This is a genomic window from Mesorhizobium sp. M1163 (genome assembly GCF_040318415.1).
In the GTDB taxonomy this organism is placed as follows: domain Bacteria; phylum Pseudomonadota; class Alphaproteobacteria; order Rhizobiales; family Rhizobiaceae; genus Mesorhizobium.
In genome coordinates this window covers 59,111-82,476 of sequence record NZ_JAMYMF010000002.1, presented here as the reverse complement: position 1 = coordinate 82,476, position 23,366 = coordinate 59,111, and the positions used below count along the sequence as shown (strand labels likewise).

At 62.9% G+C, this 23,366-nt stretch carries 24 protein-coding genes and 1 pseudogene; 12 read left to right on the top strand and 13 right to left on the bottom strand.

The features are described 5' to 3' along the window. Positions 1-25 precede the first annotated feature (25 nt). The 3 genes from NKH43_RS02465 to NKH43_RS02455 all read left to right on the top strand — a co-directional run bounded on the left by NKH43_RS02465 (position 26) and on the right by NKH43_RS02455 (position 3,651). The gene (locus NKH43_RS02465) at positions 26-1,555 is read left to right on the top strand and encodes a DUF2778 domain-containing protein (RefSeq protein ID WP_352856412.1); all 1,530 of its coding nucleotides are present in this window, start codon (positions 26-28) and stop codon (positions 1,553-1,555) included. A gap of 196 nt (positions 1,556-1,751) precedes the next feature. Further along, positions 1,752-2,537, top strand: coding sequence for a ThuA domain-containing protein (locus NKH43_RS02460; protein ID WP_023720619.1), 786 nt, complete (start codon positions 1,752-1,754; stop codon positions 2,535-2,537). 55 nt (positions 2,538-2,592) lie between these two features. Further along, entirely contained in the window at positions 2,593-3,651 is a 1,059-nt protein-coding gene (locus tag NKH43_RS02455; protein WP_352856410.1) for a Gfo/Idh/MocA family protein, read from the top strand. Between the two features lie 103 nt (positions 3,652-3,754). Here the strand turns inward: NKH43_RS02455 and NKH43_RS02450 are convergent, their stop codons facing one another. Beyond that, on the bottom strand, positions 3,755-4,453 hold the full coding sequence (locus tag NKH43_RS02450; protein ID WP_352639466.1) for a TetR/AcrR family transcriptional regulator: 699 nt from the start codon (positions 4,451-4,453) through the stop codon (positions 3,755-3,757). A 183-nt stretch (positions 4,454-4,636) separates the two neighbouring features. Between NKH43_RS02450 and NKH43_RS02445 the strand changes: the two genes are divergently transcribed. Continuing rightward, positions 4,637-5,113: a RidA family protein gene (locus NKH43_RS02445; protein WP_023720616.1), complete on the top strand. Its 477-nt coding sequence runs from the start codon at positions 4,637-4,639 to the stop codon at positions 5,111-5,113. Positions 5,114-5,422: 309 nt separating this feature from the next. Beyond that, positions 5,423-5,854: a DUF6841 family protein gene (locus NKH43_RS02440; RefSeq protein WP_352856632.1), complete on the top strand. Its 432-nt coding sequence runs from the start codon at positions 5,423-5,425 to the stop codon at positions 5,852-5,854. 24 nt (positions 5,855-5,878) lie between these two features. Here NKH43_RS02440 and NKH43_RS02435 read toward each other — a convergent pair. After that, positions 5,879-6,076 (bottom strand): annotated as a pseudogene (locus tag NKH43_RS02435) (polar amino acid ABC transporter ATP-binding protein); the annotation flags it as partial. 492 nt (positions 6,077-6,568) lie between these two features. Between NKH43_RS02435 and NKH43_RS02430 the strand changes: the two are divergent. Beyond that, positions 6,569-6,991, top strand: a complete 423-nt coding sequence (locus NKH43_RS02430; protein WP_352856408.1) for a hypothetical protein — start codon at positions 6,569-6,571, stop codon at positions 6,989-6,991. 143 nt (positions 6,992-7,134) lie between these two features. Here the strand turns inward: NKH43_RS02430 and NKH43_RS02425 are convergent, their stop codons facing one another. The 6 genes from NKH43_RS02425 to NKH43_RS02400 all read right to left on the bottom strand — a co-directional run bounded on the left by NKH43_RS02425 (position 7,135) and on the right by NKH43_RS02400 (position 11,926). After that, positions 7,135-7,863 carry an amino acid ABC transporter ATP-binding protein gene (locus NKH43_RS02425; RefSeq protein WP_376703691.1) on the bottom strand — a complete coding sequence of 243 codons (729 nt, stop codon included), beginning with the start codon at positions 7,861-7,863 and terminating at the stop codon, positions 7,135-7,137. A 29-nt stretch (positions 7,864-7,892) separates the two neighbouring features. Beyond that, positions 7,893-8,567 carry an amino acid ABC transporter permease gene (locus NKH43_RS02420; RefSeq protein WP_352484003.1) on the bottom strand — a complete coding sequence of 225 codons (675 nt, stop codon included), beginning with the start codon at positions 8,565-8,567 and terminating at the stop codon, positions 7,893-7,895. Next, on the bottom strand, positions 8,564-9,235 hold the full coding sequence (locus tag NKH43_RS02415; protein ID WP_023720609.1) for an amino acid ABC transporter permease: 672 nt from the start codon (positions 9,233-9,235) through the stop codon (positions 8,564-8,566). Before NKH43_RS02415 ends, NKH43_RS02420 begins: the two co-directional genes overlap by 4 nt. A 127-nt stretch (positions 9,236-9,362) precedes the next feature. Next, positions 9,363-10,151, bottom strand: coding sequence for an ABC transporter substrate-binding protein (locus tag NKH43_RS02410; protein WP_023720608.1), 789 nt, complete (start codon positions 10,149-10,151; stop codon positions 9,363-9,365). Positions 10,152-10,262: 111 nt separating this feature from the next. Then, entirely contained in the window at positions 10,263-11,426 is a 1,164-nt protein-coding gene (locus NKH43_RS02405) for a saccharopine dehydrogenase family protein (protein ID WP_352856405.1), read from the bottom strand. After that, positions 11,423-11,926 (bottom strand): Lrp/AsnC family transcriptional regulator, encoded by a 504-nt coding sequence (locus tag NKH43_RS02400; RefSeq protein ID WP_023677254.1) that lies wholly within the window; start codon positions 11,924-11,926, stop codon positions 11,423-11,425. Before NKH43_RS02400 ends, NKH43_RS02405 begins: the two co-directional genes overlap by 4 nt. A 777-nt stretch (positions 11,927-12,703) precedes the next feature. Between NKH43_RS02400 and NKH43_RS02395 the strand changes: the two genes are divergently transcribed. Continuing rightward, a complete protein-coding gene (locus NKH43_RS02395; protein WP_352856403.1) occupies positions 12,704-13,165 on the top strand; it encodes a hypothetical protein in 462 nt (153 codons plus the stop codon). 168 nt (positions 13,166-13,333) lie between these two features. Here the strand turns inward: NKH43_RS02395 and NKH43_RS02390 are convergent, their stop codons facing one another. From NKH43_RS02390 to NKH43_RS02380, 3 genes are all read right to left on the bottom strand, one after another. Further along, a complete protein-coding gene (locus tag NKH43_RS02390; RefSeq protein WP_352856401.1) occupies positions 13,334-13,768 on the bottom strand; it encodes an acyltransferase family protein in 435 nt (144 codons plus the stop codon). Then, the gene (locus NKH43_RS02385; protein WP_352856399.1) at positions 13,675-14,379 is read right to left on the bottom strand and encodes an acyltransferase family protein; all 705 of its coding nucleotides are present in this window, start codon (positions 14,377-14,379) and stop codon (positions 13,675-13,677) included. The genes NKH43_RS02390 and NKH43_RS02385 overlap by 94 nt, the downstream gene beginning before the upstream one ends. Before the next feature lie 203 nt (positions 14,380-14,582). Next, positions 14,583-15,308 (bottom strand): 3-keto-5-aminohexanoate cleavage protein, encoded by a 726-nt coding sequence (locus tag NKH43_RS02380; protein WP_352856397.1) that lies wholly within the window; start codon positions 15,306-15,308, stop codon positions 14,583-14,585. A 158-nt stretch (positions 15,309-15,466) separates the two neighbouring features. Here NKH43_RS02380 and NKH43_RS02375 point away from each other — a divergent pair, with 158 nt between their 5' ends. Next, a complete protein-coding gene (locus NKH43_RS02375) occupies positions 15,467-16,210 on the top strand; it encodes a 2OG-Fe(II) oxygenase (protein ID WP_352856396.1) in 744 nt (247 codons plus the stop codon). A 24-nt stretch (positions 16,211-16,234) separates the two neighbouring features. Here NKH43_RS02375 and NKH43_RS02370 read toward each other — a convergent pair whose 3' ends face one another. Together NKH43_RS02370 and NKH43_RS02365 are read right to left on the bottom strand one after the other, a co-directional pair. Then, a complete protein-coding gene (locus NKH43_RS02370; RefSeq protein ID WP_023720598.1) occupies positions 16,235-17,590 on the bottom strand; it encodes a sigma-54-dependent transcriptional regulator in 1,356 nt (451 codons plus the stop codon). 6 nt (positions 17,591-17,596) lie between these two features. Beyond that, positions 17,597-19,456 (bottom strand): sensor histidine kinase, encoded by a 1,860-nt coding sequence (locus NKH43_RS02365; protein ID WP_352788136.1) that lies wholly within the window; start codon positions 19,454-19,456, stop codon positions 17,597-17,599. A 236-nt stretch (positions 19,457-19,692) separates the two neighbouring features. Here NKH43_RS02365 and NKH43_RS02360 point away from each other — a divergent pair, with 236 nt between their 5' ends. The 4 genes from NKH43_RS02360 to NKH43_RS02345 all read left to right on the top strand — a co-directional run bounded on the left by NKH43_RS02360 (position 19,693) and on the right by NKH43_RS02345 (position 23,326). After that, complete coding sequence (locus tag NKH43_RS02360; protein WP_292659748.1) at positions 19,693-21,024, top strand: dicarboxylate/amino acid:cation symporter; 1,332 nt, start codon at positions 19,693-19,695, stop codon at positions 21,022-21,024. Positions 21,025-21,494: 470 nt separating this feature from the next. Beyond that, positions 21,495-22,559, top strand: a complete 1,065-nt coding sequence (locus NKH43_RS02355) for a glycosyltransferase family 2 protein (protein WP_352494435.1) — start codon at positions 21,495-21,497, stop codon at positions 22,557-22,559. Between the two features lie 153 nt (positions 22,560-22,712). Next, positions 22,713-22,991: a type II toxin-antitoxin system RelE/ParE family toxin gene (locus NKH43_RS02350; RefSeq protein WP_352489936.1), complete on the top strand. Its 279-nt coding sequence runs from the start codon at positions 22,713-22,715 to the stop codon at positions 22,989-22,991. A 26-nt stretch (positions 22,992-23,017) separates the two neighbouring features. Beyond that, a complete protein-coding gene (locus tag NKH43_RS02345) occupies positions 23,018-23,326 on the top strand; it encodes a HigA family addiction module antitoxin (protein ID WP_352455430.1) in 309 nt (102 codons plus the stop codon). Positions 23,327-23,366 lie beyond the last annotated feature (40 nt).

Here is a 23,366-nt window from a genome sequence, read left to right as displayed (position 1 = left end):
CAGTCCTGCAACTGGATTGACTTCGATGAGGCCCGGCGTGCGCTGGGTCGCGGTTCCGGCCGTCGGTGCAGCCATTGCTTTATGGTCGGTGGCGACCTTGGCCGGCCTTTATTCGATGGGAACCTCGCTCACCGCAGCTTCCAACGGTCTCCCGCAAAGCCTGCTCGCGCCGCGCACCATCGCGCTCGCCGATCCTCGCCGCAGCCTTGCAAAGGCGCAGGCCCCGACATGGGCCGCGGCAAACGCAGCGCTGTCGGCCCAGCTGCTGCAGCACGGGTGCGATGCCAACTGCCTGCGGTCGGCGTCGAACTTCGTTCGCCAGGGAAAATCGGCGCGTCTCAAGCGCAATGCCGTGCCGCTTGTCGCCGCCGCATCGCGGCATCCAAGCTTCGACGACGTGGTGGCCAAGGCCGCGCTGTCGCCGCAAAAGCTTGCCGCCGCCTTAGCCCGTGCCTCCTCCGGCTCACCCGTCATGCTCGCCAGCCTGCCGGCCGATGCCCGGTTCGCCGAACCGGTGCGCATACCCGACCCGAACGGCCCGGCATCGGTGCGCTTCGGGCCGGCGGTGGCGGAGATCGAACGCTCGTCGCGCCTGGCGCTGGCGCTGGCGAATACATTGCCGGAGCAGATGATCGACGTGCTCCCGGCAGCCGTCGCGGCAAGCGAGCCCGCAGTTTCACAAGAGCCGCAAGAACTTGAGGTCCAGTTGGCCTCGCTGCCGCCGCAGGACGACATGCCCGACAGCATTCCGCTGCCGACGCTGCGTCCGCGGGCGGTCATCGATGAGCCGGCGCCCCAGACTCAAGCCTCGAAAGACCGGGCGCCGAAAGACCGGACGCCAAAGGATCAGGCAGCAAAAACGGAGCCGCCCCAGGCATCCAAGGCCCAGGCATCGAAGACCCAGGCATCCAGGGCGAGCAAGGTCCAGACGGCCGATGCTCCGCCGGCCGAGACGCAACCCGGCAGCCTGTCGCCTCGCAATTCGTCACAAGCGGCAGTGCCGGCGGTGTCGGGCAAGCCGGGCAAACGGTCGAAGACGCAGGGCGGCGACATGCTCGCCTATGCCAAGCCCGACATGCCTTCCGGCGGTCTCGGCGGGGCCTTCAGGAACCTGTTCACCACGCCTGGCATGGGCAGCGGCGTCGCCGTCTACGACATCTCGGCCAAGACCGTCTATATGCCCGACGGCTCGCGGCTGGAGGCACATTCGGGACTGGGCGCGATGGTCGACCAGCCGCGCTACGTTCACAAGAAGAATGTCGGTCCGACGCCACCCGACACCTACAATCTGACGCTGCGGGAATCGCGCTTCCACGGCGTCGAGGCACTGCGTCTCACCCCTGCCAGCGGCAGCAACAAATATGGCCGCGACGGCCTGCTCGCCCACACCTACATGCTGCGCGGCGGCCGCGCCGAATCCAATGGCTGCGTCGTTTTCAAGGACTACGCCCGCTTCCTCGCCGCCTACAAGAAGGGCAAGATCAAGCGCCTTGTCGTGGTGCCGCGGCTGTCGAAGCCGCTGACACGCGTCGCCCAAGAGGGCCGCGGCGCTTAGGTTGTTCGCAGGCAGCGCAAACATGTGAGACGTCGGCGGGAACAGCGCCGGCATCGCTGGTTTTGCCGCGTGGACTTTCCCGCCCGATTTCCAACAGATTGTCAGCAGCCGGCCGCGAAACGGTTTTCATTCCCGGCCGGGGATATTATGACTGACCGGTCGGGCGGCTCCAGCTTCAAACAATCAAGAGGACATCATGACAATACGCGCTGTCGTTTGGGGCGAGAATATCCATGAGCGAACCAATGAGGTGGTCGCCGGCATCTATCCCGAGGGCATGCACGCGACGATTGCCAATGCGCTGAAGCTCGACCCCGAGATTTCGGTGTCGTGGGCAACCCTGGAGCAGCCGGAGCATGGGCTGCCGGCCGACCGTCTGGCCGAGACCGATGTCTTGCTGTGGTGGGGGCACAAGGACCATGGCGCCGTCGCCGACGAAGTGGTCGAGCGCGTGGCGCGCCGTGTCTGGGAGGGCATGGGGCTGATCGTTCTCCATTCCGGCCATTTCTCGAAGATTTTCAAGAAGCTGATGGGCACGCCCTGTACGCTGAAATGGCGCGAGGCGGGCGAGCGCGAGCGGCTTTGGGTGACCAGCCCCAACCACCCGATCGCAGCCGGGATCGGCGAGTATTTCGAGCTCGAGAACGAGGAGATGTATGGCGAGCAGTTCGCCGTGCCGGAGCCGCTCGAGACCGTGTTCATCTCGTGGTTCCAGGGCGGCGAAGTGTTCCGGTCGGGGCTGACCTATCGCCGCGGCGCCGGCAACATCTTCTATTTCAGGCCCGGCCACGAGACCTATCCGACCTATCACGATGCCAACGTCCACAAGGTGCTGCGCAATGCGGTGAAATGGGCGCACAACCCGCTCGGCTCCAATCCGGCCATCCTCGATGCGCCGAACGTGCCGGCGGAAAAGGCGCTCGAGCCGATCGTCGAGCGCGGCGGAAAACTTCATTCCGCCGGCGAAGCCGGCTTTCGCTAGACCACAAATCCATGGTCGAACAAGAAGATAAAGCCCTGTCCTAAGGATAAGAATCATGCGCCTCTTGATACTCGGCACCGGTTGGATGGCGGAGGAGCACGCCAGGCAGTTCGGCAAGATCGAGGGCGTCGAACTGATCGGCGCCGTCGATCTCGACCGTACGCGTGTCGACAAGTTTTCGGACATCTACGGTATCCCCAACCGGTTCGCGTCGCTGGACGAGGCGCTGGCATGGGGCAAGTTCGACGCGGTGGCGAACGTGACGCCGGATCGCATCCACCATCCGACCACCATGATGCTGATCGCGGCAGGCAAGCCGGTGCTGTGCGAGAAACCGCTGGCCGAAAACTTCGAGAAGGCCAGTGAGATGGCCGATGCCGCCGAGCGGGCCGGCATCATCAACATGGTCAACCTGACCTATCGCAACGTCGCGCCGCTGCAGAGAGCGCGCGCCATGGTGCTGGCCGGCGAGATCGGCACGGTCAGGCATGTCGAGGCGTCCTATCTGCAGAGCTGGCTGGTGTCCAAGTTCTGGGGCGACTGGCGCACCGATCCGAAATGGCTGTGGCGGCTGTCGCGCGGCCATGGCTCCAATGGCGTGTTGGGCGACGTCGGCATCCACATCCTCGATTTCGCCAGCTATGGCGCGGCGCTCGATATCGACCATGTGTTCTGCCGGCTGAGATCCTTCGACAAGGCGCCCGGCAACCGGATCGGCGAGTACGGGCTCGACGCCAATGACAGTTTCACGATGTCGCTGGATTTCAGCAATGGCGCCTTCGGCGTCGTCCATGCCAGCCGCTGGGCGACCGGCCATTTGAACGAACTCCGTCTGCGCATCTACGGCGACAAGGGCGGCATCGAAGTCGTGCACAATCTGACCGGCTCAGAGCTGAAAGCCTGCATCGGCGAAGACGTCGAGAACGCCAAATGGCAAGTTCTGGACGCCGGAACGGTGCAGACCAACTACCAGCGCTTCGTCGATGCAGTGCGCAACGGCGTCCAGGCCGAACCGTCGTTCCGGCATGCTGCCGAATTGCAGAAGGTCCTCGACCTCGCCGTCGTCTCGGATGAGAAGCGGGCTGAATTGAGCACGCACGCGGATGCGCAATAGGCCTGGGTTCCTCGCGGCGGGGCGGGGGCGGTCAGGGTCAAAACAAAACCGAGTTTGCATCTCGGCCATTCACGGCAGGAAGTCACGGCTCTGAAAGCAGAGTTCATTGTCTTGGAGAGAGGCCATCGAGCAGGAAGCCGAGGCCTTTCCGGAAAGCACCATCCCAATCGTTATCCAACAGCAGACGAGAGCGTTCGATCGTCGGATAGCGTTGGCTGAGCCCTGTAAGGCGCTGCTGCGTGTCGGCTCTGCCGTCGTACGAGAGGTCGAAGTTCGCCCGGCTGATGGTGGCGCCCATCACATAGTTCCACAGCGACCATATCGCGACGTTCAAATCTGCGTCCGCCACACCGGCCCTGGACAAGGTCTTGCTCAGCAGTTCAAGGCGACTGAGGATGTTCGCGCCGAGCGCCCGGCGCGGCAACAGCGATGCCGACCAAGGATGGCGCAGCATGCTGGCGCGCCAGTCTTCGAGCATATGGACGACTTCTCCGCGCCAGTCTCGAGGCTCAACCAGTTGCGGCGGTCCGCCATATTCGAGCACCGAATCGAGCGCCAGATCAAAGACATCCTCTTTGTTGTCGACGTGCCAATATAGGCTCATCACGCCCGAGCCGAGGCGATCGGCCAGCCGACGCATCGTCAATCCGTCGACCCCTTGAGCGTCCAGCAGTTCTACCGCGGTCGCCACGATACGTTCCCGCGAGAGAGGCGGTTCACTGCGCGGCTCCTGCACGGGCTGGAGCGACCCGCTTGTCCGCTGAGACCGCGTGCTCCGGGCGCCGCTACGTTTGGCTGCCATCCGTCTTCCTCGCTGTTCGGGCCGTCGATTTTGACCGGCAACGCGACGAATGTCGATCCTGAACGATTGACTCGTACGACGTACCATGCGACTGGCTCGTGCGGCGTACGAGTCGATCGCCGATATCAATCATGCCGGCCGCGAGGGTGTCTTGCTCGCAGTCGGCAGAGCCAAGAGAAAATCATGCCACGCGCCAAGCGCCTGCTTATCGGAGGGTTAATCGTGATGACCATGGGCGTTTCCACTGCCACAGCGAATGATCTCAAGCTGACCATCGTCAATCCACAAAACCTCTATGACCCATCGCCGAATGGCTACAGCACGGCGGTGATCACGCCCCGCGGAGCCCGGCTGGCCTACATCTCCGGACAGGGCGGCCAGGACAGCACGGGAGCCTTGTCGCCCGACTTCGCTGTCCAGGTTGCGCAGGCCTACGCAAATTTGCGCACCGCCCTCGACGCGCTCGGTGCCAGACCGGATCAGGTCGCCAAGCTCACGGTCTTTGTGGTCGATCACGATATGTCCAAGCTTGGGGTCTTGACCAAGAACGTCAAGGAGATGTTCGGCGAGGCGCTGCCGGCGCAGACTCTAATTCCCGTTCCCAAGCTTGCAATCGACCCGATGCTCTTCGAGGTGGAGGCCGTGGTCGTGCTTGACTAGGGGCGCGGCTATAGCTCCGATCGCCCAAATTGAAATGGGTCGAGCGCGCCTCCGACAGCCGCGCGCTCGCCATCACGAGGGCCGAGCAACAGGGCTTCGCTTGTTGCGTCTGCGGCGACAAGGGTGGCATCGAAGTCGTGCACAATCGGGTCGCACCACGCATTCGTCATCCCAGGGTCTGCGCCGCGTCGCTTCACTCCTTGCTCCACCCCCGGGACGAAGTCATCATGGCTGAGGCCATTGCGGATGTCGGAGCTTGGCGGAGTGGTCCCTGATCCACCCAACATAGCATCACTTGGAGAGGCAATGATGGAGACCAGCGTAAGGAAGCTATTCGAGCGGTATGAGCGCTTTTTCAACCAGTCCCTCGGCGGCGACATGGACAAGGATGAGGTCGCATCGCTGTATGCTTCGGACTTCATAGCGGCCTCGCCTGCCGGGGTCATGACTGGAAAGAACGATGAACAACTCAAGCAGGTCATGGCGCAAGGCTATGCGCACTATCGCGCGATAGGTACGAAGGAAATGCGGATACGCAATCTCAGGCTCTCGCCGATAGACGAACATCATTGCGTGGCCCATGTCGCCTGGACGGCAACCTATGCCCGCAGGGATCAATCGAAGGTGGCGATAGATTTTGACGTCCACTACCTCGTGCAGAAATTGGACGCGGAGCCGAAGGTTTTCGGCTGGATATCAGACGACGAGCAGGCGCTGTTGAGAAAGCACGGCATCGTCTGAGGTCCGCTTTGTCCTAATGCCCTCCTAATGCCGCAGGATCTTGCTCAGGAAAGCGCGGCTGCGGTCGGTCTTCGGGTTGGAGAAGAACTCGTCCGGGGTGCCGCTCTCGACAATGGCGCCGGCGTCCATGAACACGACGCGCTGGGCGACCTTGCGGGCAAAGCCCATCTCGTGCGTCACCACCATCATGGTCATGCCTTCCTCGGCGAAGACGTCGAGAACGCTAAATGGCAAGTTCTGGCCGCCGGAACGGTGCCCACCAACTACCAGCGCTTCATCGATGCAGTCCGCAACGGCGTCCAGGCCGAACCGTCGTTCCGGCATGCTGCCGAATTGCAGAAGGTCCTCGACCTCGCCGTCGTCTCGGATGAGAAGAGGGCCGAATTGAGCACCCATGCCGATATGCAATAGGTTTGGCTTCCTCGCCCCCGCCAAGCGGGGGGAGATGTGGCCGCAAAGCGGCCGGAGAGGGGTCTTTGGCAGCGAGGGCCTTCGCAAGAATGAAATGTCTTTGATGTCGGGACAAGGTCGCACGCAATGACATGGTCAGCGCAATTCCCCCTCTCCGTCTCGGCGACCCGGGTGGTTTGTGAAACCTCGCTAGCCGCGAGCGAGACTGAACTAACTCGGAAGGTCAGTTGACACTTCGCCGCAACGGCCCATCCTTGATTGTTGGCCTGCCTTTCCGACCAACTTTTGAACAGGGAGGAAACAATGGAAGCCGTCAATCGTAGATCCACACTTGCACTCGGTCTTACACTGGCCGCAACGCCTATGATCGCTTGGGGGACACCAGCAGCCGCCCAGACTTACGGCCCCGATGAGGGCAAGGAGGTCTCACCCGGCGTCAGAGTTGTAGCGCTTGGTGAGCGCAAGTCGGTCATACCAGCCTATGCAACGGTGAAGCTGCGCGATGTTGTCATTCAGCCCGGAGCGAAGACGGCTGACAACATGATGAAGAACGACATGCTCTGCCACATGACTGAGGGAGAACTTTCGGTCGTTCACAACAAACAAAAGTTCACAGTCAAGAAGGGCGATGTTTGGGCCTGCGCTAATGGCGCTACGACAGAAGGCACCCAGAACACGAGCAGTGCGGTCGCGATCATGCGGGTCATCGATTTGATGCCCGCATAAGGGAAGCGGCTGGTGGAAGTGCGGCAATGGCCGCCCTAAGAGGAAGCCCGGCGCGCATCTGTCGTATTAGGGAACGTCCAGCGAAGGGCCGCTTTCCATCCATCTCGGCCATCGACGACAGCCAGCTGAGTTGAGTTTGAACTCTAATGCCGCAGGATCTTGCTCAGAAAGGCGCGGCTGCGGTCGGTCTTCGGGTTGGAGAAGAACTCGTCCGGCGTGCCGCTCTCGACGATGGCGCCTGCGTCCATGAACACGACGCGCTGGGCGACCTTGCGGGCAAAGCCCATCTCGTGCGTCACCACCATCATGGTCATGCCTTCCTCGGCCACCGCAACCATGACGTCGAGCACTTCCGAGATCATCTCGGGGTCGAGCGCCGAGGTCGGCTCGTCGAACAGCATGATCTTGGGGCGCATGCCGAGGCAGCGCGCGATCGCCACGCGCTGCTGCTGGCCGCCTGAGAGCTGCGCCGGATAGGCATCGACCTTGTCGGCGAGGCCGACCTTGGCGAGCAGCTCGCGCCCGGCCTTCTCGGCCTCAGTCCGCGGGATCTTGCGGACATGGATCGGCGCCAGGGTGACGTTCTCGAGCGCCGTCTTGTGCGGATAGAGGTTGAACGACTGGAAGACGAAGCCGATCTCGGTACGCAGTCGCGTCATGTTGGTGGCGGGGTCGCCGAGGCGCTGGCCGTCGACCGTCAGGTCGCCGTCGCGGATCGTCTCCAGCCCGTTGATGCAGCGGATCAAGGTGCTCTTGCCCGAGCCGCTCGGGCCGCAGACGACGACCACTTCGCGCGGCTCGACGCTCAGCGTAATATCCCTGAGCACGTTGAGCTGGCCAAACCATTTGTTGACGCCGCGAAATTCGATCATGCCGGCACCATTCTTGCTGCTGAGGTTCGTCATATCTGCACCTCGCCATGGGCCGCGCCCATGCGCTGTTCCAGCCGTCGGGCCAGCATGATCAGGGGGTAGCAGACGATGAAATAACCGAGGCCGACGAGGAAGAAGACCAGCAGGCCGTTCGGCACACGCTGCACCACCAGCCAGCCGACGCGAGTGAGATCGGTGAGACCGATCGCCGAGACGACCGAGGAATCCTTGATCAGCAGCACATATTGCCCGACCAGAGGCGGCAGCACGATGCGCATCGCTTGCGGCAGCACCACCTGGCGCATGCGCTGCCAGCGCGACAGGCCGGACGCCAGCGCCGCCTCGACCTGGCCGGTCGGCACCGAGCGGATGCCGGCGACGACGATCTCGCAGATGAAGCAGGCGGCCAGATTGGTCAGCGCGATGATGCCGGCGGTGAAGGCGTCGAGCTCGATGCCGAGTTCCGGCAGGATGAAGAAGATCAGGAAAATCTGCACCAGGAACGGAGTGCCGCGGATCAGGTCGACCCAGCCGCCGATCGCGCTGCTGATCAGCCGGTTGCCGCCTGTGCGCAGGATACCGAGGCCGAAGCCGAGCAAGGTGCCCAGCACCAGGCTGATCAACGACAGCACCACGGTCATGCCGAGGCCGCGCAAGGCGAGGGGATAGCTGCCGGCGATGCTTTGCAGTTGCTGCCAGATCATGTCCGTGCCCCCGCCAGGCCGAGCCAGCGCCCGGAGAGTGCCGCCAGTCCCTTCAGCCCGTAATAGAGCAGCAGGTAGAAGGCGGCGATGGTGATAAAACCTTCGGCCGGCATGAAGCGGTCGGAAGCGAGCAATTGTCCGGCGCGCGTCAGTTCGGCGACCGAGATCAGCGACAACAGCGCGGAATCCTTGACCAGCACGATCGCCTGGCCGAGCAGCGGCGGGATCGTCACCTTAAACGCCTGCGGCAGGATGACGAGGCGCATGCGCTGGACATAGGTCATGCCCGAAGCGACGCCGGCCTCCACCTGGCCGCGCGGGATCGACAGGATGCCGGCGCGGATGATCTCGGCGACATAGGCGCCGCTGTTCAGCGACAGGGCCAGGATGCCGACGACGAGCTCGGGCAGGACGAAGCCGAGCCGCGGCAGGCCGAAATAGAGGAAATAAAGCTGCGCCAGCAGCGGCGTGGCGCGCACTGCATCGATATAGGCCTTGGCCGGGACGCGGAACAGCCGGCCGCGCTGCAGGTTCATCGCGGCGAGTACGATGCCGACGGCGAGCGCGCCGGCAAAGGAGAGGACAGACAGCCACACGGTCGTGACGAGGCCCTGCCCGAACAGGGGCAGATATTCGACGATGGTGCGGAAGCTGAAGTTTTCGAGCATGGTGAGGCGGTGACTGGTGAATGGTGAATGGTGAGTAGCGAGTAGCGAGTAGCGAGTAGCGAGTAGCGAGTAGCGAGTAGCGAGTAGCGAGTAGCGTTCCCTACTCCCTACTCCCTACTCCCTATACTCAGTGATCCTTCTTCCAGGCGTCGGAATTGACCCAGTAATCGAGGTTCTTCTGCAGGCGGCCGTCGAGGCTGACCTGGTCGAGGAACAGGTTCATCCAGGTCAGCAGGTCCTGCTCGTCATAGCGCGTGGCGAAGGCCAGTGGCTCCTTCGACAGCATGTCCGGCATGATGATGAAGCTGCCGGCCGGATAAGCGGTTGACTGGCCCTTGACCGCCGAGACGTCGTTGACGCCGCAATCGGCCTGGCCGTTGTTGACGGCGTCGAGCAGCAGCGGGCCGCCGCCCTTGTAGCTCTTGATGTCGGCATCGGGGAAGGCGGCCTTGGCTTCCTTCTCGCCGGTGGCGCCGAGCAGCACCGCGATCTTGGTGCCCTTGGCCTTGCAGTCCTCGGTGGACTTGAAGGCGGTCCCAGCCTTGGTGAAGACGGTGCTGCCCGTGTACATGTAAGGCTTGGTGAAGGCGACCTTCATGCCACGCGCCAGTGTCGGCGTCATGTCGGCAACCAGAAGATCGGCCTTGCCCGACAGCAGCGCCGGGATCAGGCCGTCCCAGTCGAAGTCGAGGAAGGTGATCTTGACGCCCATTTCCTTGGCCATCAGTTCGGCGAGTTCGACCGAACTGCCGGTGCGTTCGCCGGCGGCGCCGACCAGCGAGAAGGGCGGTCCCTGCGTCTGCACGGCGACGCGCAACTCACCGCGCTTGGTAATCTCGTCGAGCGTTCCGGCACTGGCGGCAGCGGTGAGGCCGGCGAGCGCAAGTCCGGCGATGAAAAGCTTGGCAATCTTCATTTGGGCATTCCTCCTTGTTGTCGTTTGTTGTTCCACTTGTTGTTTCACCCCATCGGGGCGCCTTTTGAGCGGCGGCGCCGTTGCCGGCGGCAACCACCGTTCGAAAATCCTTCAATCCCAGCTCACCGTTTCGGCAACCTTGATGCCGCGCCTGGCCAGCTCGTCTAGGAAAGGGCCTTCGGGCACATGCAGCAGCGGGTTGAGCAGGCCGGGCGTGGCGATCTCGCGCCGTGCCAGCATCTGCGCCACGATGCTGGCGGGATAGCCGACGCCAAGGCTCATGCCGAACAGGCCGGAGGCGAGGTCGCGTTCGATGACCAGCTCCGAGGTCACCGTCTTGCGGCGGCCGCCTTCGCTGCCGACAAAGACGTTGCGCATCACGCAAAGGTCCTTTTCGTCGGCGCCATATTGCAGTTGCGGACCGAGCAGCCGGCCGAGGAATTCGCGTGGGCTGACGCCGGTGCCGGGCACCTTGTCCTCGGACAGGAGGCCGAGCTGCTTCAGCGGCGCCCAGAAAGCCGACCAGCCGGGCCAGCGCAGCGAATAGCGGCCGGAGCGCTGCAGCCCCTTGGCGGCGGCGAGCATGCCGGCATAATGCGGCGCGTCGCCATTGGGGAAGGCCTCCAGCCTGCCCAGCCCGGCGATCTCGATATCGTGGATGAAACGATTGTCGTGCTGGCGGGCGGCCGGCACGTCGACCCGTTTGCCGTCCTCGATCAGCACGCTGTCCCGGTTCTGGCTGACCAGAACCATGTCGAAATTCCAGCTCACCTTGTAGCGCAGCGGCTCGACCACCGCTTTCGGCTCGGGAATGCCGCCGCAATAGGAATCGATCGCGGTGATGGTGTCGAACTGGCTTGCGGCGCGCGCGTAGAGCACAAGGTCGATGCCGGGGTCGAGCCCGCATTCGGTGACGATCGAGACGCCGGCCTTTTCGGCCTCGGGAGCGAGATCGGCGATGGCCTTGCCGTAATTGGTGGTGACCAGCGGCGTGCGCGTCGCGATCGCCGCCTGCACCGCCTCGCGCATCAGTGGCTGCGGCAACAGGTCGATGACCGCATCGACGCCCTTCATCACATCGGCCAGCACCGGACCGATCGCGCCCTCCGGCACGACAAAACGCACCCGGGCAAGGTCGGTCAGGCCGCCAAGCCGCGCCGCGCCGTCGGTTGCGGTGTCGAGGCAGACCACTTGCTCGACGCCGTCGCTGGCAACGAGATCGGCGATCGCTGCCCGGCCTTGCAGGCCGAGGCCGCCGAGAACCGCGATCTTCATGCCATTTCCTTTCGCGTCTCGTCCGACCAGCAGCCTTCCGGCAGGCTGACCCATTTGTTGCAGGACGCCATGACGACGAAGGTTTCGCTGCGCACGACCTCGCCCGGCTCACCGGCGCCGGGGATCAGCTCGCTGGTGACGCGGTAGAGATCGGCGACATCGCCGGCCACGGTCACGTCGACGATGATGTCGAAGCGTCCGGTGACGACGGCGGCCGAATTCACGAAAGGCAGTTCGGAGATGCGCTGCGCCAGTTCACGCGCCCGGCCGCGCCCTTGCGCGTTGATGCCGACGATGGCCGAGATCAGCTCGGGGCGTTCGGTCAGGTTGAGCAGTCCGACGATCTTGAGCAGGTTGCGGTCGAGCAGGTTGCGCAGCCGCATGCGCACCGTCGGCACCGAGATCGCCATCTTCTCGGCGAGGCGGTTGACGCCAAGCTGCGCATCCTGCGACAGCAGCTTGACCAGTCGCCGGTCGGTCTGATCGAGATGTTCCCGCAAACGCTCAGGCTTTCATAAAGGGAAAGAAACGATTGGATTTTCTTTCAGATATGAAAATACCTTATGAGAGATTTTTAACAACGGCAAGAGCCATGTCATCCGCCATGGCTCTGTGCCTGTCGACAATTTCGTCGCAGATGCCACATTTTGTTCTTGCTTTGTGCCGGCAGCTATGCTACTAATTTGGGTATGGTGCTAATCGCGCCGCCGACCCGCCCTCCCGAGGCGGGTTTTTTGTTTTCCGGATACCTTTGAAGGTTCAGCGCCGCCGGCTTGAGTTGGCGGTACAGCGCCGTTCGGGACGCGCTGTGTTCGAGGGTGAAAGAAGCAAATGGCGCAAGAGGTGCCTGGAATCCATAGTTTAGAAAGGAACGGTAAATCGATATGAAGAAGATTTTTCATCTGTTGGTGCTGACGGCAATCTGCACCATTACCGCCGCCATGGCGCCAGTTGGCGCCGCATATGCCCAGAATGCGCCCTACTGGCGAGCGGACTGAGAGGAGGGGCCTTGCACCGGCGTCTCGTGCTACACCGACTGGTCTTTCGTTCAGGCGGAGGATTCCGCGCAAGCCGATCCCAGCCTGAACGCAATTGTCAGCGGCCTGGTCTCGACCGGCGCAGGGAATGTATCCTCGCACGGCGGCAACAGCTTCGGAAAGTTCGAAACGACGCTGGCTGCCATCAATGCCGGGAAGCCCCACTCCAAAGTCTACAAGGAGTGGCTCTTTGCAGGCGGCCTGGCCAAGAACGACGCTTTCGGACGTCCGCTCCAGGCGGTGCCGCCGTCAGGGATCGATGGAACCTATGTCGCGTGGTTTTTCATTCCGACCGATTACCAATACGCGGGAAACGGCTGGACGAATATCTTCCAGTTCAAGGTGACCGAGCAATCGCCCTTCAAGCAGGACCCAACGTGGTGGGTCAACCTGACCGACAATCCGACTGACGATGTCGTGATGCTGCATGTGGAAAATGCGGCGGCCGGAGTGCACAATCCGGCTAACGATGTTCCCGCCCCGAAGGGCCGCTGGTTTCAGCTGCGCGCGGATCTTTATGAAGGGGTAGGCATCGATTGGTATCTGGACGGGGTGTTTTGGCAATCGTCGTCGAACGCAGCGTGGCCGGTCGGGCGGGATTCCGACGGATCAGGTACACCTCAGTCATTCGTGTTTGGCGTGGGTCACTATGGTGGAGTTGGCAAACTCTACACTGACGATGCCTACATGATTGCAAAGTAGCCACTGACACATTGTCGAAGTGCATAAAATAACAAGCTGCTTCGGGTCCAACCGGGCGGCTATTTTTGTACCTAGAGCGCGTCGCATTGAACGGATCCTGCGACGCGCTTTAAGTTTTTGTCTTATGCATGTCGTTGTCGGAAAATCGTTGCGAGGCGCAGCCGCAACTTATTGTGCCTTCACCTGATGGGCGGAAAGGCTCATCCGCGAAATGGCCAAAAGCGGCTTCTCAATAAAACTATAGCTGGCCAGGGAGACGGCAATGCAGGCGGTGACAATAACCATGCCTGCAACCCATGGTGATACACTGGCGCTTGCAACGACAGGAGCGGTCGCAAGCAGCACGATAGGATGCGTCAGATAGAGAGAGTAGGAAGCATCACCCAATCTTGCCAGCACGCGAGGAGCAAGAAGCCGGAAGTAGCTTTCCAGGCTGATGCAACCCGCGACAAGGATCAACGCCGGGATTCCCTGAGCAAGGGTTCGCGGCAAGTTGAAGCCAAGTCCCATCACCAGCATGGACACGATGGCGAACACGAGTGCCGAGACACCCAGGACGGCAGGCAAACGCGCCAGCCTGCCGACCAGGTGGCCGAGAGCCATGCCGGCAAGGAACTCAAACAGGATTGGCGTGGTATAGAAAACAGCGCAGTGTCGGCGGCGGGTTTGAAGATGATGCGCGCCGCTACTGCGATTGCAAAGACAACGCCGACCATGGCCATTTGCGTCAACCTGCCAAAGCCCATGGTCGCCGCGAACAGAATGTAAAACAGGATTTCCAGATTGAGCGTCCAACCCACGCCAAGCACTGGTTGGACATAACCTGTAACAGTGTCGAGATAGGGAATGAAAAGCAGGCTATTGGTGAGCTGCTCAAGAGACACTGCACGACCGGCAAACAACCAAAGTGCGGCGACCATGACGAAGGTCATAACCCAATAGAACGGAACGACGCGCGTGAAGCGCTGCATCAAAAAAGCACGATGGTCGCGACGTCTGTTCTCCGTCGAGAGAACCATGACAAAACCGCTGATGACGAAAAACAGATCGACACCACTGTTTAGGATGGGAATGCCCACATCGAGCATGCCCAGTGCGGCCGGAAGATGATAGATAACAACCATGAGGGCTGCTAGCCCCCGCAGGATCTGTACCGATGTATACTGTTGAACCCGGCGCGGCGCAGCGTGATCATTCTCTGGAATGATGTTCATCGAAAAATGGTCCCCTGTGCGGGGAGCATTAACACACGGGGTCGTTGACGTGCTGATTAATTGCTGGTTTAATTAATGCGTAAAGTTTTAGATAAGTTTTACTGACACCAGCACGCGGCTATACTTTAGACCCGCCCGACTTTGGCCTGCCTCTCTGTCAAAACCTGGCTCCCAGTGAAGAGGAGATTGGCTGTTTCCCCGCGCTAACGGCTGGTCTCGAAGATAGCGACGGCTGCCGCTGTCAGCGCGGCGTTACCGGGTGCTACTGTTCCATCAGGAAGCTCCTTGCCGTCTTCCAGCCCGACGCGCGTCGACCAACGGCGTTCCGCCGCCCGGTGCACGAAAGGCCAGACCGTGGCGTCGGCACCGTGCAGCAGGATCGCCCGGCGCATCCCGGCGCCGTCGAGCACGGCGGCGATATCGTCACTGACCTCCAGCGCCGCGTCCAGGGGCTGCTCGGAGATTTCGAGCAGGATGCGCAGCACCCGTTTGCCATGGTCGAGGCTCACCAGGCGTTCGGCGTCGGCGACGGAGGCAAGCCCCGCCTCGATGCCGATGCCGCGCTGGCGCAGACTCTCCATGACGGCAGGCGCGGCGTCTTCGCTCAGATTGACCGAGGCATAGTCGGGCAGCTCGCTCCAACCGGCGATCGCGGCCAGCGTCCGCTCGTCGTCGTTTTCGATCCAGGCGCCGGTCGACACGCCGATCAGCGTTCCCGGACAGGCACGGCGGAGCGCCATCACAGTCCGGTCCATAGCCGCAGGCGCGATGCTTTCGCGGCCGTCGAGTCCGCGCGCATGGACATGCAGCTCGGCCGCACCGGCGGCAATCGAGGCCGCACCGTCGCGCGCCATGGCCTCCGCGTCGAGCGGCAGGTTGGGGTGGAAATCGGCGCTGCGCGCGCCATTGATGCAGGTCTGGACAATCATTGAGATGGCGGTCCCCGTTGAAGTGGAACAAGTTTAGCGCATGACAACGAAATCGGAAATTGGATGATGTCCCATCCCGCGAAGCTAACCCGGCAAGAAACGGGTGGTCTGCGCGCGCTGTCTCACCCATCTCTGGTCGTAGAGAAGGAGGCGAAGCCATGACCATCCATTCGATAGGCGCGAAAGCGGCGATGAAATCGGCGGAAGCGCGCGTCGCCGCCTATGACTGGCGGAAGCTGGCCGATGAGCTGAGCGGCTATGGCTGCGCGGTGATGGAAGAGCTGCTGACGCCGCAGGAGTGCCGGCAGATTGCCGGACTTTATCCGGACGAGAGCCATTTCCGCAGCCATGTCCACATGGCGCGGCATGGTTTCGGCAAGGGCGAGTACCGCTATTTCCGCTATCCCTTGCCCGATCTGATCGGCGGCTTGCGCACCGCGCTCTATCCGCGCCTGGCTGCGGTCGCCAACGACTGGAACGAGCGCATGGGTATCGCGCAGCGCTATCCCGACGAACACGCCGCGTTCCTCGAGCAATGCCACGAGCAGGGCCAAACGCGGCCGACGCCGCTCCTGCTGCAATATGTCCCCGGCGATTTCAACTGCCTGCACCAGGATCTCTACGGCGATCTGGCGTTCCCGCTGCAGGTGGCGATCCTGTTGTCCGAGCCCGGCAAGGATTTCACCGGCGGCGAGTTCGTGCTGACCGAGCAGCGTCCGCGCATGCAAAGCCGCGTCGAGGTGGTGCCGCTGCGCCAGGGCGACGCGGTCGCCTTCGCGGTCCACAATCGTCCGGTCCAGGGCACGCGGGGCAATTACCGGGTCAATCTCAGGCACGGCGTCAGCCGGCTTCGCTCCGGCATGCGCCACACCGTCGGTATCATCTTCCACGACGCCAAGTAGCCGAGCCTCTCGGCCCGGCGGCGATTACCTGGAAAAATCGCTGCGCACGATGCCGTGGCGCTGGAGCTTGTCGTAGAAGGTCTTGCGCGGAATCCCCAGCGCTTCGATCGTGCGCCTGACATCGCCCTCGTTGCGGCCAAGCGCCTCGCGAATGATGTCGGCCTCGTAGCGCTCCAGCCGCTCCGGCAGCTTCATGGCGGCGTTCGATTCAGTTGGGGCAGGGGGTTGTGCTTCGGCGCCTTCCTCCAATCCAAGCACGAACCGCTCGGCGAAATGCGCCAGTTCGCGCACATTGCCCGGCCAGTCATGGTCGCTCAGATGGCGATGTACCGTCGCCGGCACTGCCGGCACCGGACGATGGAAGCGGGCGGCGGCGCGCTCGGCGAAATAGAAGAACAGCAGGGCGACGTCGTCGCGGCGCTCGCGCAGCGGCGGAATGGAGATCGTCACCACGTTGAGCCGATAGTAGAGATCCTCGCGGAAGGCGCCGCGCTGGCGCGGATCACCGAGATCGACCTTGGCGGCGGCGACGACGCGCAGATCCACCGGCCGCACCTCGTTGGTGCCGAGCGGAGTGACCTCGCGCATCTCCAAGACGCGCAGCATCTGCACCTGTGTCGAGACCGGCATGCTTTCGATCTCGTCGAGGAACAGCGTGCCGCCGCTGGCATGCTCGATGCGGCCGATCCGTTTCTTCTGCGCGCCGGTGAAGGCGCCGGCCTCATGGCCGAACAACTCGCTCTCGATGACGGTCTCCGGCAGCGTACCGCAATTCAGCGCGACGAAATTGCCCTTGGCGCGGCGGCTCCAGCGATGCAGAAGGCTTGCCACCACCTCCTTGCCGGAGCCGGTCTCGCCGGTCACCAGCACGTCGACATCGGTGTCGGCGATCTGGCGCAGTGTGCGGCGCAGCCTGTCCATCGCCGGTGTCTGGCCGATCAGCGGCAGGCCGTCCTGCGCCTCTCCGGCCGCCTCGCGCAAGGCGCGGTTCTCCATCACCAGGCGGCGCTTTTCCGCTGCGCGACGCACGCTCTGCACCAGCCGGTCGGCGGCGAAAGGCTTGGTGATGAAGTCGTAGGCGCCGTCCTTGATCGCCTTGACGGCCATGGCGATGTCGCCATGCCCGGTGACGAGGATGACGGGAATGTCGGCATCCAGCCGCAGGATGCGGTTGAAAAGCTGCAAGCCGTCGATCTGCGGCATGCGGATATCGGACACCACGACGCCGGCAAAATCGGCGTCGAGCCTGGCCAGCGCCTCGGCCGCCACCGCAGAGGCCGAGATCGAGAAGCCGGCAAGCTCCAGCGTCTGCGCGGTGGCCTTGAGGAGATCGCGATCGTCGTCGATCAAGATGACCGGCGCGGCATTGTCGTTCGTCATGATGGCTTACGCTGCTTTCATGAGATGGATGGAGAAGCGGGTGCCGCCGTCGTTGCTTGAAACCTCGATGCGGCCGCCATAATCGGCGACGATGTCCTTCGAGATGACGAGGCCAAGGCCGAGGCCTTTTTCCTTGGAGGTGTTGAACGGCGTGAACAGCGACTTGAGAATCCCGGGCGGAATGCCAGGTCCGTTATCGGACACGCCGACCGTCACGCCGTCCGCGGTCTCCTCGACCGATACCTGCACATAAGCGTCGTCGCGGCCGTCGAGTGCTTCGAGCGCGTTCTGGAAGAGGTTGATCAGCACCTGTTCGAGCCGGACCCGATTGCCCATGACTTTGAGGCTCGGCGGCGGCAGGTCGATGGCCAATGCGTCGAGCCGACCGGCAAAGCGGCTTCTCAACAGCATGACCGCGCCCTCGACAACACCACGTAATTCAACAGGCTCGGCGGCGGTGCGGCCCTTGCGGGCAAATGCCTTCAACTCCTCGGTGATTGAGCCGATGCGTTCGGTAAGTGCTGCAATGGCGCCGAGGTTTTCCTCGGCCGGCCCGGTCTGCTTGCGGTCGAGGAAGGTGCGGGCATTGTCGGCATAGGCGCGGATGGTGGCGACCGGCTGGTTGATCTCATGGGCGACACCGGCGGCGACCTGGCCGAGGATGGCGAGGCGGTTGGCCTGGACCAGATCCTGCTGCACGATTTGGAGCTTGGCTTCGGTGCTGCGGTGGCCTGCTATCTCGGCCTGCAGCCGGTCGCGGGCTTGGCTCAGATCCTCGGTGCGTTCGACGACGCGGCGTTCGAGTTCGGTGCGCGCCGCCTGTTCGGCGGCAATCCGCATCTGCGCCGACTGCCGCCGCCACAACAGATACGCGGCCAGGCCGAGCAGCGGGACGACGGCACCCAGTGCCAGAAGCCGCATTTCGCGGACGGCAGCGGCGATCGGCGCTTCGGCCGGGATCAGATAGTCGAGCTGCCATGGGGTCGAAGGGACCGGCGTGGAAAGGCTGAGATACTCCGCCTCACTGCCGCCGGGCGTCACCGCGTGGACGATCGACACATCCGGGCTGAGCGCCTGCCGGTGCATGATCGGCAGCGGAACCAGCGGCGCGTCGCCGAACTGTTGGCTGTCGCGGATCGCGGCTTGCTCAGGTCCGGCCAGCGGCGCGGTTGTCATGAAGCGCCAGGACGGCACGCTGGTGATCAGCACGACGCCGTTCTCGTCGCTGACATAGGCCGGGCGGTTGGCCTCGCGCCAGTCGGCTTCGAGCTGGTCGAACTCCATCTTGACGACGACGACGCCGAGCGGTGCGGCGGCATCGCCGACGCGTCGCGAAATGTAGAGGCCGGGACGCTTGCTGACATTGCCGAGCGCAAAGTACTCGGCGGTTCCGGCCTGCATTGCGCCGGAGAAATAATCGCGAAAACGGTAGTCATTGCCGACGAAGCTGATCGGCTCGCGCCAGTTGCTGGAGGCGATCGCCAGTCCGTCGGTGCCGACGACATAGAGCACCGACGCCTTGGTGCCGGAGACCAGCCCCTCGAGCTTGCGGTTCAGAACATCGATTGCCGCGGCATTTTTCTGCGACAGCGCGTCACGCACTTGCTGGTCCGCGGACAGAAGCAGCGGCAGGGCGCGCGGGCTTTCGAGCACGGCGCGCAGCAGCGCGACCTTCAGATTGGCGTCGGTACGCCCCTGCGCCGCCAGGGTCCCGACCTCGGCGGTGCGGCCGTAGAGGCCGGCACCGTAGAGCGCTGCCGTGACGATCAGCAGGGCGACGGCCGCAAACAGCAGCCAGGCTCGGCGCGCCCGCCTGGCGAGTTGCTCGGGCGTCGAAGACAAGGCACCGGCGGGGCGTTGCAGCATCGCCCATTTGTGCATGAACTCGCACAAAACACAATTCGACCTATGCGGAGATTCGCACTTGTCTGTGTGTCCAGCAGTGCGGACATTTGTGAATGCTCAACAAAATCAATGATGAAAGGCCCTTCTGCGTATCTGGCACGGCTGTTGCAAACACGAATTCAGCAGTCGCGAGGCTGCTGGTCAAAACAACTGCCCCGGGGAGTCGAGCTTTCGATCGGGGCGCCATGGAGGACGTCATGCAGACAGCAATCGCTGCCGCCGAGCCGCGCGGCAAACTTCCCTTATACCGGCATCTTTATGTGCAGGTGCTGGCGGCGATCGCCGCCGGTGTGCTGCTCGGCCACTTCTATCCGGAAACCGGCGAGGCGATGAAGCCGTTCGGCGATGCCTTCATCAAGCTGGTGAAGATGGTGATCGCGCCGGTGATCTTCCTGACGGTGGCGACCGGCATCGCCGGTGTTTCCGACCTGCAGAAGGTCGGCCGCGTCGCCGGCAAGGCGATGATCTATTTCCTGGTGTTCTCGACGCTGGCGCTTGTCGTCGGCCTGGTCGTCTCCAATGTCGTCCAGCCCGGCGCCGGCATGCACATCAATCCGGCCACGCTCGATACCACCAAGGTGACGGCCTATGCCGAGAAGGCGCACGACACAACCATCGTCGGCTTCCTGATGAACATCATCCCCGACACCATCACCGGCGCCTTCGCGCAGGGCGACATCCTGCAGGTGTTGTTCTTCTCGGTGCTGTTCGGTGTCGCCCTGGCACTGGTCGGCGATCGCGGCCGTCCGGTCGTCGATTTCCTGCAGGCACTGACCACGCCGATCTTCCGCCTCGTCGCCATCCTGATGAAGGCCGCACCGATCGGCGCCTTCGGCGCCATGGCCTTCACAATCGGCAAATACGGCATCGGCTCGATCGCCAACCTCGCCATGCTGATCGGCACATTCTACCTGACCGCGCTGCTGTTCGTGCTGGTGGTGCTCGGCGCGGTTGCCCGCTACAATGGCTTCTCGATCCTGGCGCTGATCCGCTACATCAAGGAAGAGCTGCTGCTGGTGCTCGGCACCTCGTCCTCGGAAGCGGCATTGCCGGGCCTCATGGCCAAGATGGAGCGCGCCGGCTGCAACCGCTCGGTGGTCGGCCTGGTCATCCCGACCGGCTATTCCTTCAATCTGGACGGCACCAACATCTACATGACGCTGGCGGCGCTGTTCATCGCGCAGGCGACCGACACGCCACTCACCTACGGCGACCAGATCCTGCTGCTCGCCGTCGCCATGCTGAGCTCCAAGGGTGCCGCCGGCATCACCGGCGCCGGCTTCATCACGCTGGCGGCAACGCTTTCGGTCGTCCCCACCGTGCCGGTCGCCGGCATGGCGCTGATCCTCGGCGTCGACCGCTTTATGTCGGAGTGCCGGGCGCTGACCAACTTCATCGGCAATGCGGTGGCGACAGTGGTGGTGGCACGCTGGGAGGGAGAACTCGACCAGACGAAGTTTGCCGCGGCCATGGCCGGCGACTTGCCCGAGGAAGTCGACCTGTCGCTGCCAGGGTTGCAGGCCGCCTGACTGTCTAGGCCACATGACTATAAGCCCCGGAGGCGGTTCGCCGGCTCCGGGGCAAAGCACCGGCGGTCGCGGCATGCCGCCTGAACGCAACCTGAAGTGGCCCTGTTTTCGACGCGGGGCTTGTTCCAGCCGCATTTGAAGGCCAGTATCCGCCATGCCTTCAGGGCACCCGTCCGCTTCGCTCCCGACCTGATCGCGAGGCGAGACATTTCCGTCGGGCTCGGTTGCGACATCACCTTGGCCGAACCGTCTGGGCTTTTGCTGCCGCCGACCCCTGACCATGGCAGCAGCCCTCGAAGGCAATGGCGGCCTCAGTACGAAGTCGCAAAGCGAAACGTGACCCGTCTCCTGATAGAAAGCGCAGGCTTTCTCCCAGGGAACTCGTTGCGCGCCAAGAGGGCGCTTGAAGAGGGGGGCAGGCCCATGAGCGGGCCTTTGCCGAACCAAAGCAAGATGCGAGGTCAAACGCGATGCAGACTGTCCCGAGAATTCCGGTATCCATCATCATCCCGAACTACAACTACGCGCGGTTCCTCAAACGCAGCATCGACAGCGCCCTCGAGCAGGACTACGCGGATGTCGAAGTCATCGTCGTCGACGATGCATCGCAGGACAATTCCACGACAATCATGGAATCGTATCGCGACGAGATCCTCGCATGTCCGCGAGCGCAAAATGGCGGACACGCCGCGGCATTCAACACTGGCTTTGCAGCGAGCTCGGGCAAGATCGTCCTGTTCCTCGACGCCGACGATTATCTTTATCCGACCGCCGTCTCCACCATCGTCGACACCTGGGACGAGGCAACCGCCCAGGTCCAGTCCAGACTGCATATCGTCGACGAAGGGCAACGCATCAAGGATGTCTTTCCGCCGCCCGAACTGCCTTTCGACAGCGGCGATGTCATGCCGAAACTCCTGCACAAGGGCCGCTACCAGACCACCGTGACCAGCGGGCTGGCCTTTGACCGCGCAACGCTGGAGTCGATCATGCCCATACCGGAGCCGGAGTTCCGCCAGGGCGCTGACGGCTATCTTGCCACGCTGGCGCCGATGTATGGGCACGTCCAATCCATCGACGAATGCCTCGGCGCCTACCGGATCCACGGCGCCAACCATTCGGTCTTCGGCGAAAAGCTCGCCGAGCGGGCACGCTGGCGGGTAACCCACGATTTCCGCCGCATGCAGGCACTGTCGGACCAGGCCTCCGGGATCGGCCTGACCATCGTGCCGTCGGATGCCGTCCGCCACGATCCGGTCCACCTGGAAGAGCGGCTGGCGTCGCTCTGCGCCGACAGAGACCGACACCCCGTGGCCGACGATTCCCGGCTGGCGCTCGGGGCGGCCGGCGCCGTCGCCAGCCTCGAAATGACCGCATCCCTGCGGCGGCGCGCAATCCTTGCCGCCTGGTTCCTGTCGGTCGGGGTGTTGCCGCGGAAAATGGCAACGGCGGTGCTGTCGTGGAAGCTTGATGCGTCGTCGAGGCCGGCATTTTTGAGCCGCCTGTCGAAGAGAATCCGCCACGCCATGGGATAGCGGATGATGCCGTGACATGGGTCCGCCAGGTATTCGGTTGGCCCGGCCCAGCGTCCAGCGGGCGTAGTTATTGCCTCCGATGGGCTCGGACCATTCTGTAAATCATTTGCTTACACCTGCTTGACCCGAGTAAGCAATATGCTTACATGTTGCATGATCAAGTCGTTCAAGCACAAGGCGCTGGCGGACCTCTTTCAAACCGGAAAGACCGGAAAGATCGACGCCAAGATGCATAAGCGCATCCTTGTCCGGCTTGACCGCTTGGAAGTCTCGGAAAGGCCTGATGACATGGACCTGCCCGGCTTCGACTTCCACGCTTTGAAGGGCTTTAACCCGACCCGCTACACAGTGCATGTCAACGGGCCGTGGTGCATCACATTCGAATTCGACGCCAATGATGCTGCCCGCGTCGATTTCGAACAGTACCATTGAGACGGCTTAGATTGGAGAAATCGATTATGAGCGTGTATGAGCCGATGCGTCCGATGGAGCGCTGCCCATCCCACCCTGGGGCGCTGCTCGACGACATTATCCCGGCAACCGGAAAGACCAAGGTGGAAATCGCCAATCTGCTCGGAATCTCGCGCCAGCAGCTTTACGACATCATCCGCGAAAAGAAGCCGGTCTCGCCGGCCGTCGCGGCGCGCCTTGGAAAGATGTTCGGCGACGGCGCCGCGATCTGGCTCAGGATGCAGGCCGCTTACGATGCGTGGCACGCGGAGCGCGAGGTTGACGTCAGTGCCATTCCAAGGCTGCATGCTGCCTGAGATGCAATAGATCGGCCGAACCACCGAGGCTCACAAATCG